We start from the raw sequence: 10,859 nt of genomic DNA, 5'->3' as shown, positions 1-10,859 counted from the left end.
TTTAAGGGAACAAGCTCTTTAAAATCAAAGCAATTGACTATATCCATCAATCACGAAATAAATCGTTAAGATCATCATTACAGCGAGTAATATTAGCATAGTGTAGAAGAATGCCTTTTTACCTTTAGATGGTTTAGAATCCATTATAGTGCTCCTTTTTCGTAATCAATAAGAACATCATACCATGCTTGTCTTACATAATTCCATCGTTACTCCTCATACTAACGAGACGAGGAGGGAACGGCATTGAAAAAGCATCCAGGTAATAACGGGCAGGGCAAAACATCCAATACAGGCAATATGAAGTGGTGGCAGCTGTCGCTTGTCGGAATCGGCTGTACAATTGGGACGGGGTATTTTCTTGGTTCGGTAATTGGTATCCATTTGACTGGATCTTCCATCGTCATTTCTTTCGTTTTGGCTGCGATTGGTACGCTGATTGTATTTCTATCACTGGCTAAGATGACTGCAAATGATCCACAGGAAGGATCGTTTTGTTATTATGCAGGCAAAGCTTTCGGTGGCTGGGCTGCTTTCAGCTGCGGTTGGAGCTATTGGTGCTCGAATATCCTGATCATGGGCAGTCAGCTGACGGCAATTTCTCTCCTAAGTCAGTTCTGGTTCGAGAAGGTTCCTTTATGGGTGTTCTCTGCGATCTATGCAGTATTGGCAATTATCGTCGTGTTGGCAGGCGCAAAAGGGTTCAATAAGATGGAGAATATATTCGCGGTCGTCAAGACGGCTGCCATTACAATGTTTATTGTTTTAGCAGCACTTGTTTTATTTAATGTCATCTCTACGGAATCGACGTATAAGCCTTTTGAGGAATCTTTCCTACATGATGGATACAAAGGATTATGGGCTTCACTTATTTATGCTTTCTACGCTTTTGGGGGTATTGAAGTTATCGGATTGATGTCCATGCAGTTGAAGAAGAAGGAAGAGGCTGCTAAGGCGGGGACAGTCATGCTGATTGGTTTGGCGATACTTTATGTCGTTTCACTGCTGTTAGCAATCAGTATGGTCAAAACGCACGATTTCAAGATGAATGAAAGTCCATTTGTTACAGCACTATCGAAAACACCGCTTGATTTCTTTCCGCATGTGTTCAACGCAGCTGTTATCATCGCAGGCTTCTCTACTTTATGTGCGGCACTGTTTGCGGTAACCAACTTGCTCGTCACACTAGCGAAAGACAAAGATGCACCGCAGCTTTTCGCTAAAAAGCTGAAGTACAAGGACCTGCCTTTAGCTAGTATGCTACTGGCTGCAGTAGGTCTGCTTGCAAGTATTATCACAGCTTTATTATTGCCCGGGAAAATTTATGAGTACATCACCACAGCGGCAGGATTGCTGCTGCTTTACAATTGGCTGTTCATTTTAGCTTCGGCTTGGAAAAACGAGAAATTCAAAATGGGCAATAAGCTGGTTACAATCATTGGTGGTATCCTGCTGCTCGCTGGTATCAGCGGAACAGCTGCCGAGGCGGAAGTACGTCCAGGCTTATATGTAAGTGCCGGCTTTGCTGTACTTATTCTGATTATCGGCATTTGGGTCAAACGCAAAAAATCAGAGCACACTCAAAATGCCTAAATACCCAAAATAGATACCGAAGCCAAGCAGTGACATTCCAGAAACAAGGGTAATCAGCCGCAGCAGTCGATCATTAAGGAAACGGCGCAGACTGCTGGATAATAATGCAATCACATTATCCCAAAGAAACACACCGACAAAGATGCTTAACGTATAGAGTAGTAAATGGTCTGCCTCGCCTTGCTCGACGATTTTGGCGAGAACGGAGCCGTAAACACCTACCCAAAACATGATAGAAATCGGATTGACGAGTGCAAGGAAGAATCCGTAACGCAGTCCCTGCAGCGGAGCAACTGTCGTCATACTGGCGCGAGTCAATGTTCGTGTCTTCAGTACACTCTCTATGCCTAGATAAAGAAAAACAAAGCTGCCGAAGAAGTAAAGAAAAGACTGAACTACCGGAATCATGATCACATGATAAAATCCAAGATACACAAGCAGCATATACAGGATATCCGCCAGCATGGCTCCGACCCCTACGGATAAACTTTGCAGGAACCCGCCGCGGATTCCTTTTTCCATTTGAGCGGCGTTGACTGGACCGACTGGTGCAGAGAGACTTACTCCTAATAATATATAATTGAGTATACTACCCATGCTTGGCCTCCTTTTGGCTGACTTGTACAGCCTATTCAGAGCAATGGGAGGGTAGTCCATCTTTTTATTTTACAAATTATTAATACACTAGCTGAAACACGCATTTCTTAATAGGAAATGCGTGTTTTCGTTTTGATTCTAGCTATTACGACAGATCTTGCAGTTAAGCAACTGTAAAATCTGTTAAAATGGGCGTTTTCTGCTTCAAGATGTCGAATATGGTAAATTAACCCTTTTCTTGCAAAACATACGATTATAAGACAGAATAGCGAGGGGTGAACAAAAAGTCCTAATTTTTTTTAAAGGAGGATAGAGGTTGATAAGCTGTTCTGCCCATAAAAATCTAAGGGAGAAGATACCGATGTCGGACATCCGCAATATTGATTTTCATACAATTCTCGAGCAGTACAAGAATATGATTCATTACCATATCCACCGATTAGGTATCCGGGACACCCATGACGAGTTTCTTCAAGAAGGCGTGATGGCATTATTTTTTGCCTATAATGGATATGATGAATCAAAAGGCACCTTTGATTCCTACGCCAGTCACATGATCCGTCACCGACTCATTGACTACCTCAGAAAAATCATCCGCGAACAAGAAAAGACAGACCTCATCATCAATGAAGCCCACACAAAGGAAGTAATCCAGCAAGAAATTGACTTAATAGAAAAACAAGAATTCTGGAAGCGTGTCAAACACACACTGACTGATAAGCAATGGAAATGGGTGTACTGGTACATAATCCATGGTTATGCAGTGAAGGAAATAGCCGCAATTGAAAGTACCACAGAGGATGCCGTAAAGAATTGGGGAAAAGAAGTAAAACGTAAGCTTCGGGATAGTGCATTTATTCAGGAATGCAGGAAGAAGTAAGAAAAAGTAGGGGTGCATCTTCATGCACCCTTTACATATATATTAAAATTGTAAATTTCATGAAAAAATACAGTAAATAATATCCGCAAATTGGATATTTTATAGTAAACTATTTACATTATCATTTTATTAAATAAATGGCTTAGGATATAGCATAGCTTAGTAGAAGTGTTTGTACACCTCGAAACAAGAAGGGATAGTAAAAATGAAGAAAATTGCAATTGTTGGAACAGGATATGTAGGCTTAGTAACGGGAGTGGCACTTTCAGATATCGGACATGATGTCACATGCGTGGATATTGATGAGACGAAAGTTGCCAAGATGAATCAGGGCTTGTCTCCGATCTATGAGCCAGGTCTAGCAGAATTAATGACCAAAAATATCGAAAGAGGCAATCTTCATTTCACGACTGACCACAGCATCGCTTTCCATGATGCGGATGCCATCTATATTGCTGTCGGTACCCCAGAGAGAGCGGACGGTTCTGCTAATCTTGACTTTGTACAGCAAGTGGCTAGGGATATCGCTGCTCATGTAACGGACAAAGGTGCGGTTGTTGTCACAAAGAGTACGGTGCCTGTAGGGACGAACAAGCTTGTGAAGCATTGGATTACAGAAGCACTTGATCGCGACTTGCAGATCGATGTCGTATCCAATCCAGAATTCCTTCGGGAAGGCTCTGCCGTACATGATACATACAATGGTGACCGTATCGTAATTGGTTCAGAGTCTGAAGAAGCAGCAAATCTAATTAAAGAAATTAATAAACCATTCGGCGTACCGGTTTTCCGTACAGATATCGAGAGTGCCGAAATGATCAAATATGCGTCCAACGCCTTCCTGGCAGCGAAAATCAGCTTTATCAATGAGATTGGTACGATCTGCGGTAAGCTTGGTGCCAATATCGAGGATGTTGCCCAAGGAATGGGTATGGACAAACGCATTGGAGATAAGTTCTTGAATGCCGGTATCGGGTATGGCGGTTCTTGCTTCCCGAAAGATACGAAAGCACTTGTTCAGATCGCTGGCGGCGTAAATCATACATTTGACTTGTTGGAATCCGTTATTAATGTGAATAACAAGCAGCAGCAAATTCCAGTTGATATCGCACAAATGGTCCTGCGCGGCGGACTGCAAGGCAAGAAGGTAGCAATGCTTGGTCTTGCATTCAAGCCGAATACCGATGATATGCGTGAATCAGCAAGTATTGTTCTTGCACAGAAACTGACTGATCTTGGTGCGAACATCTCAGCATTTGATCCAATCGCTATGGACAATGCGAAGCGTTTGCTTCCAGAGACTGTTCATTATGCAGCGAGTACAAAGGAAGCATTGCACGATGCGGATGTTGCGATCATCGTGACAGAGTGGGATGAGTTCAAGGACCTACCGTTAACTGTTTTCGAACAGGAGATGAAACAGCCAATCGTTATCGATGGCCGTAACTGCTACCCGCTCAGCTATGTAGAAACAGCGAATATCGATTACTATTCTATCGGACGACCTTCTGTCATCCGTGCGAAAAAATCGAATCAGCCAGCTAATTAATTCAAAGCCGACAGCTTCTGCTGTCGGCTTTTTCTATGCCTGCTCCCGGAATAGGCGGGGTGTGAGGCCGGTATGTTTTTTGAATACTTTCGTGAAATAGCTTTGGTCATGGAAGTGGAGCAAAGCACAAATATGCAGAAGTGATTGATCTGTCAGTCGCAGCAAGAGCTTAGCTTCCTCGATGCGCAAATGCTGGATATAGGCCCGTATCGGCATGCCGACTTCCTGTTTGAACCGAGCAGATAAGTATGTCGGATTCATTTTTAGCATATCGGCCAGCTGCTTCAGCGTCAGAACTTCGTATAGGTGCTGGTAAATATAATGGACACAATGGGCGATTTTACGCGAATACGTTCCCGCTTTTATTTCGCTTACTTTTTCAGCAAATGCGCATAAAGCTTCGGTTTGAAGCCGTATAAGTGCAGCTAGATTTGTCTTCTCTTCGATCTGCTGGATATACAGATCGCTCATCGTAAAGGCAAGCTCTGGTGCCAGCCCTCCATCAATCGCGGCCCGTGTTGCTAATGTGATTGCTGTTATAGCCAGATTCTTCCGATTTCGCAAAGCATTCTGTTTCGCCAATGTCCCGCTCAATTCATCTGGAAAGCTTTGCAGCTGTTCTTTAACGAGATCTGGCTTGCCGGCGCGAATACAGTCGAAAAGCTTTTCCTCCAAATAAGGGTGATGGTGGAAGCTGATATTCTGTCTGTTTTCAGCTGACTGAATCATCGGCAGCGCAAAGGAATTTTTTTGCAGTGCAGTCGCATCGAGTTCCCGCTGGTACAGCATGTAATAAGCGAGTGAGCCGACATCAATCAATCTATCTCTTGATAAGCTTGCTTCTGGAGCTGGGCCAATCTGCAGCATACCTCCGTTCTCTTCAAATGGTATGTATAAAGAAACCCCTGTAGCCTCCTCCATAAGATATGGAGCATGGGAGAGTGCGGCTTCTGATTGATATGTAACAGGTATAGGAAAAGTCTGATGAAGCAATCGTGTGACGGTGGACCATTTGTTCGGCATACAGAACCTCCATTGCAGAAAATAGAACGTAACTACCAAAAAAACGAAACTAATACCAGAAATGTAATCGTTATCATTATATCATAAACATGCAGGGGTTTTGTAATAGGACAACTGGAGGAGGTGCCAAGCATGTATCTTGTAGTCGACATCGGCGGAACCTTGGTCAAGACCGCTTTGATGGATAGAGGCGGCAAAATCATCAAGAAGGACAGCCGACCGTCTTCCAAAGAAAATATCGAAGCTTTCGATAAAGTATTGTTTGCTAGCATCGATGACATGTACAGCGAGGATGTACGTGGCATCGCAGTCAGCACGCCAGGAGCTGTCGACACCGACACTGGTGTTATTTATAATGGCGGGTCTTTCCCGTTCCAGCATCGTGTGAATATGAAAGCAAAGCTAAAGGAGCGCTACGATGTGGCGGTTGAGATTGAAAACGACGGCCGCTGTGCAGCTCTCGCAGAGCTTTGGCTTGGCAGCCTTAAGGACAAGCGTGATGCTATCGTCTTAGTGCTTGGCAGCGGAGTGGGTGGCGGTATCCTCATAGATGGCAAGGTGCATCATGGCCGTAATCTGTTGGCCGGCGAACTGAGTTATGTGATGGATGCAGTTGACCCGGAATCAAAGAAAGCCACATTTTTCGGGTCAACTGGTTCAGCAGTCAACATGATAAAACGTATCAACAAGGAAAAAGAAGTTGCGGATGTTACAGATGGGAGAAAGGCATTCAAGTTTATCAATGCTGGTGATACTGTGGCGAATCAGATTTTTGATGAATTTTGTCTGAGCATTGCTGTGCAGATTTTGAATCTCCAATATATCTTTGATCCAGAAGTGTTTGCTATTGGCGGCGGCATCAGTGCGCAGCCAATCGTGACAGAACGGATTCAGCAAAGTGTAAAAGAGTTAAAGCAAGCGAATCCATTCCATGCTGCTGACCCAACAATCGTCAGCTGTCATTATCAAAGTGACGCGAATTTATATGGAGCTCTTTATCATTATTTAACGGAACATGAAAAGACAGGGAGGAACTAAATCATGGCAGAAGTGAAAAAAGAATTTCCACAAGGTTTCCTATGGGGCGGCGCTGTTGCAGCTAACCAGCTCGAAGGGGCGTATCAAGAAGATGGCAAAGGCTTGTCGACGGCAGATGTTTCGCCAGACGGCATCATGTATCCAACATCTGAGGATCCGGCTAAACTGAATCTGTATCATGATGGTATCGATTTTTATCATCGCTACAAGGAAGATTTGGCACTGTTCAATGAGCTTGGCTTTAAATGCTTCCGTACGAGCATCGCGTGGACACGAATTTTCCCGAATGGTGATGATGCAGAGCCGAATGAAGCAGGCTTGAAATTCTATGACGACTTGTTCGATGAAATGCGAAAGCAAGGCATGGAGCCTGTCGTTACTATTTCTCACTATGAGATGCCTTTGAATTTAGTGAAAAAATACGGTGGCTGGCGTAATCGTGAAGTGATTGGCTTCTATGAGAAATTCGCCAGAACTGTACTGGAGCGCTATAACGGTAAAGTGAAGTACTGGATGACGTTCAACGAAATCAATGTTGTATTGCATGCCCCATTCACTGGCGGCGGTCTGGTGTTTGAAGAGGGCGAGAACAAATTGAACATTATGTATCAGGCTGCTCACCATCAATTCGTTGCCAGCGCATTAGCAGTAAAAGCATCTCACGAAATCAATCCGGAAGCACAAATCGGCTGTATGATCGCGTCTATGACGACGTATCCGCTCACTCCGAATCCGGATGACGTATTTGCAGCTTTGGAGCAGGATCGCAAAACATTGCAATTCTCTGATGTGCAAGTACGCGGCTACTATCCTACTTATATGAAACGCTACTTCAAAGAAAATGACATAGAGTTTGAGATTGCGGCTGGCGATGAGGAAGTCATGCGCGAGCACACTGTTGACTATATCGGTTTCAGCTATTATATGAGCTTCATTGCGACAACAGATGAAGAGAAGCTGAAAGAAGCAGCAGCAGGAAACTTGATGACGGGCGTAAGAAACCCATATCTCGAGTCTTCTGAATGGGGCTGGCAGATTGATCCGAAGGGATTGCGTACAACGCTCAATATTCTTTATGATCGCTACCAGAAGCCTTTGTTCATCGTTGAAAACGGTTTGGGTGCTGTAGATAAAGTAGAAGAAGACGGCAGTATTCAGGATGATTACCGTATCGACTACTTGCGTGCTCATATTGAACAGATGAGAGAAGCAGTAGCTGACGGTGTTGACTTGATCGGCTATACAACTTGGGGACCGATTGACCTAGTCAGCGCCTCTACAGCGGAATTGAAGAAGCGATATGGCTTTGTGTATGTAGACCGTGATAACGAAGGCAATGGCACATTGGAAAGAACGAAGAAGAAGAGTTTTGGTTGGTATCAGCGTGTAATTGAGACAAACGGACAGGAACTATGATGGAAAGACACCTTGCTGCAAGTCAGCGGGTGTCTTTTTGGTTTATTGTGGGTGTGTATCCATTGAACTACTATGATTTGTCATTATAGATACAATAGTGCTAGATTGTACCACCAAAATCCTACAAATTTTGCTATACTAAAAACAACTAAGATGAAAAAGGTTGATTGCGATGCGGGAACACGAAGCTAGTCGGAATGAAATGGCTGGGTCTACTTTGAAGGTCGGTCAAATGAGAATAGAACGGATCAAGCCGGACAGTGTCTGGACAAAGATCGAAACGTGTAAGCTGACGACATTGATAGCTCCCTCTGGCTATGGCAAAACGACAATGCTCCAGGAATGGGCAGCGCAGACTGATTTGGAAGTAGGGTGGATGAGCCTCGAGGAAGAGGACATCCAGCGTGTCGCTTTCTGGAAGAAGGCGATTTTACATATGCCGGGTTTACCATTGGAGGAACGGAAAAAACTATTGGATATTATCCAGTCTGCCTCCTATTCGCCGACCCATTTTATTGCGACATGGTGTGCTTATTTGCGTGAGCATTCTGTGGCTGGTGCATTGATTATCGATGATTTTCATTTGATGACGAATTCTAATGAACTGCATGAATTGACATCATTATTGGAAGAGATGCCAAACACTTTCCACATCATTGTATCGGGACAAGTATTTCCAGGTCTTTCAATGAAACGACTGCTGCGGCAGCGCCAAGTATTACAGATCACTAAGCGGGATCTTATCTTCACAGAAGAAGAGATGGAGTCGTACATCCGAAAACATCTGCATAAGGAACCGACGGAGGCTGTTGTTCAAAATATTGTACAGCAGACGCAAGGGTGGGCTGCTGGTCTTCAGCTTATCCACATGTATGAGCAATTCCAGGAGGACTATTCCGAACTTCAATTTTCAAATATTGTAGTTGCAAAGCAGCTGATTCAGGAGATTGTCCAAAGCCTTCCTGAGAATGAGCGGAACTATTTGCTTAGCACGTCTATATTGAATACAATGCATGTCCGCTTATGTGACTATATCGTAGGCACAAGACGGGGCCGAGTAATCATGAGACGGCTAAAAACCCAAGGATTGCTCATCGAGAACCAAGAGGAGCCCGGCTGGTTCACTTATAATAAGCACTTCCGTACATATTTGAAAGAAATGCTCGATATGCATAGCACAGATATCAACAATTTATATATCCGTGCAAGCGTTTGGTACGAAAACGAGCAGATGCTGCTAATGGCTATCCAATATGCTTGGAAGGCCGGAGACTTGGATAGAGTGAAACAGCTTCTAGTTAAGGAAGCTCCTCGTCTCCTGCATGAAGGACGTGTTGACCAGCTGCAGGAATGGATCGGTAAACTGCCACGGAAGTTTATTTACCAATTGGAGCTAGGTATCATTTATGGCTGGGTGCAATGCCTTCGCTTTCAGCCGGAGCTTGCCCAGCGTCATGCCTATATGATGGAAGAGCAGCTGCTGCGCCGGGAGCTGAAGTTTTCTGAAGAAGAAGAAAAAAGGCATTTTGCCGATTTGTATACATTAAAAAGTTTTATTTCCCTGTTAGAAGATGATGCTAAGAGTACGCTGGATCATGCAAGCAAGGCATTGATATACAATGAGAATTCCAGCAGATACTTTTCTCATTCAGTTGACTATAACCGTCATGATGCCACTATTCTTCATTCTCCTATGGGTGGAGGCGGGGACTTACGTGCGGTTCAGCGTGTATACGATGCTCTGGCTCATACTGTTACAAATGAATCTATGTTCAGTGGCTATTATCATTTGACCATGGCAGAGCTTGCCTATGAATGGGGCATGGCCAGCAAAGTGAAAAATCATCTGGAACAAGCATTAACTATTGCTGATTTGTTTGGTCTGCCTGGTCTGCTTGTACCGGCATATATTCTAAAGGCGCGGCATGAAATGGAGCAGCAGGGCGATGCTCAAACAGCTAAAGCGACGCTTCATGCGCTGAAGGATATGCTGACAAGGAGCAATACGTCAGCAGATTGGTTCAAGAAAGCAGAAGCAGCAAGAACTCGTATTGCGATTCATCAAGGAGATACAAAGAGAATTCAAAATTGGCTTTCTCTATTCGTCCTTCAGGAGCCGCCAATGCAGCAAAAAAGTTTATTCGAATACATAACCCTCGTTTGGGCTTATGCTGCACTGGGTGAAGTAGAAATGGCGCAGCATTATATTAAGAAGCTGCTGCCGCTCGTGAAATTCGGCCATCGTATAAGTGCTGAAATCGAATTGTACGTCATCCAAGCGGTGCTTCTGTATCCAAATGAACGTGATCAAGCATTGCTCTCTATGAAAGATGCGTTGCGCCTCAGCGCTGATCATAGATATTTGCGCACCTTTTGGAAGAACGGTGAGACAGTACGCGATATCTTGAATGAACTGATGGAATCATCAGAAGTACCGAAGAAACATCAGAAGTACGTAGAACAGATCCTGGCGTACTGGTCAGAGGGAACAACAGAGCAGAAACTGCAGAACAAGCTGACAACTCGGGAGCTGCAGCTTGTCTATCATCTTCAGCTTGGCAAACGGAATAATGAGATCGCGGATGATCTGGAACTATCACTAGGTACGGTAAAAGTATATTTCCACCGAATCTATGAAAAGCTTGGTGTGAAAAACCGCAAGCAGGCGAAGGAATTGGCGGCTGGTCTCGATTTTTCCGACATATTGTAAAGAAGCTATCGATTTTGCAGAATGGTGCTGAATAGTGGAAGTATTTGTAGTAG

General features: G+C 44.1%; 8 protein-coding genes. 6 read left to right on the top strand and 2 right to left on the bottom strand.

Going from position 1 to position 10,859, the window contains the following annotated elements; all coding sequences use genetic code 11:
- Window positions 1–300 precede the first annotated feature (300 nt).
- A complete protein-coding gene (locus tag CHH48_RS08230; RefSeq protein ID WP_095218666.1) occupies window positions 301–1,593 on the top strand; it encodes an amino acid permease in 1,293 nt (430 codons plus the stop codon).
- Here the strand turns inward: CHH48_RS08230 and CHH48_RS08225 are convergent.
- Window positions 1,570–2,190 carry a LysE family translocator gene (locus CHH48_RS08225; RefSeq protein WP_095218660.1) on the bottom strand — a complete coding sequence of 207 codons (621 nt, stop codon included), beginning with the start codon at window positions 2,188–2,190 and terminating at the stop codon, window positions 1,570–1,572. The two genes, CHH48_RS08230 and CHH48_RS08225, sit on opposite strands and share 24 nt — an antisense overlap.
- 361 nt (window positions 2,191–2,551) lie before the next feature.
- On the opposite strand from CHH48_RS08225, the gene CHH48_RS08220 reads away from it, so the two are divergent.
- Together CHH48_RS08220 and CHH48_RS08215 are read left to right on the top strand one after the other, a co-directional pair.
- Window positions 2,552–3,070 (top strand): sigma-70 family RNA polymerase sigma factor, encoded by a 519-nt coding sequence (locus CHH48_RS08220; protein WP_095218659.1) that lies wholly within the window; start codon window positions 2,552–2,554, stop codon window positions 3,068–3,070.
- A 205-nt stretch (window positions 3,071–3,275) separates the two neighbouring features.
- A complete protein-coding gene (locus CHH48_RS08215; RefSeq protein ID WP_095218658.1) occupies window positions 3,276–4,619 on the top strand; it encodes a UDP-glucose dehydrogenase family protein in 1,344 nt (447 codons plus the stop codon).
- A gap of 33 nt (window positions 4,620–4,652) precedes the next feature.
- Here CHH48_RS08215 and CHH48_RS08210 read toward each other — a convergent pair whose 3' ends face one another.
- Entirely contained in the window at window positions 4,653–5,642 is a 990-nt protein-coding gene (locus CHH48_RS08210) for a helix-turn-helix domain-containing protein (protein WP_095218657.1), read from the bottom strand.
- A 132-nt stretch (window positions 5,643–5,774) separates the two neighbouring features.
- Here CHH48_RS08210 and CHH48_RS08205 point away from each other — a divergent pair, with 132 nt between their 5' ends.
- The 3 genes from CHH48_RS08205 (at window position 5,775) to CHH48_RS08195 (ending at window position 10,806) form a co-directional block, all read left to right on the top strand.
- The gene (locus CHH48_RS08205) at window positions 5,775–6,680 is read left to right on the top strand and encodes an ROK family protein (RefSeq protein ID WP_095218656.1); all 906 of its coding nucleotides are present in this window, start codon (window positions 5,775–5,777) and stop codon (window positions 6,678–6,680) included.
- 3 nt (window positions 6,681–6,683) lie between these two features.
- Complete coding sequence (locus CHH48_RS08200) at window positions 6,684–8,096, top strand: 6-phospho-beta-glucosidase (protein ID WP_095218655.1); 1,413 nt, start codon at window positions 6,684–6,686, stop codon at window positions 8,094–8,096.
- A 172-nt stretch (window positions 8,097–8,268) separates the two neighbouring features.
- Window positions 8,269–10,806 carry a LuxR C-terminal-related transcriptional regulator gene (locus CHH48_RS08195; RefSeq protein WP_095218654.1) on the top strand — a complete coding sequence of 846 codons (2,538 nt, stop codon included), beginning with the start codon at window positions 8,269–8,271 and terminating at the stop codon, window positions 10,804–10,806.
- The last annotated feature ends 53 nt before the right edge of the window (window positions 10,807–10,859 follow it).

This window comes from Terribacillus saccharophilus, assembly GCF_002272075.1.
Classification (GTDB): Bacteria; Bacillota; Bacilli; order Bacillales; family Amphibacillaceae; genus Terribacillus; species Terribacillus saccharophilus_A.
The sequence above is the reverse complement of the archived record's forward strand: the minus strand, read 5'-3'. Positions and strand labels throughout refer to the sequence as shown.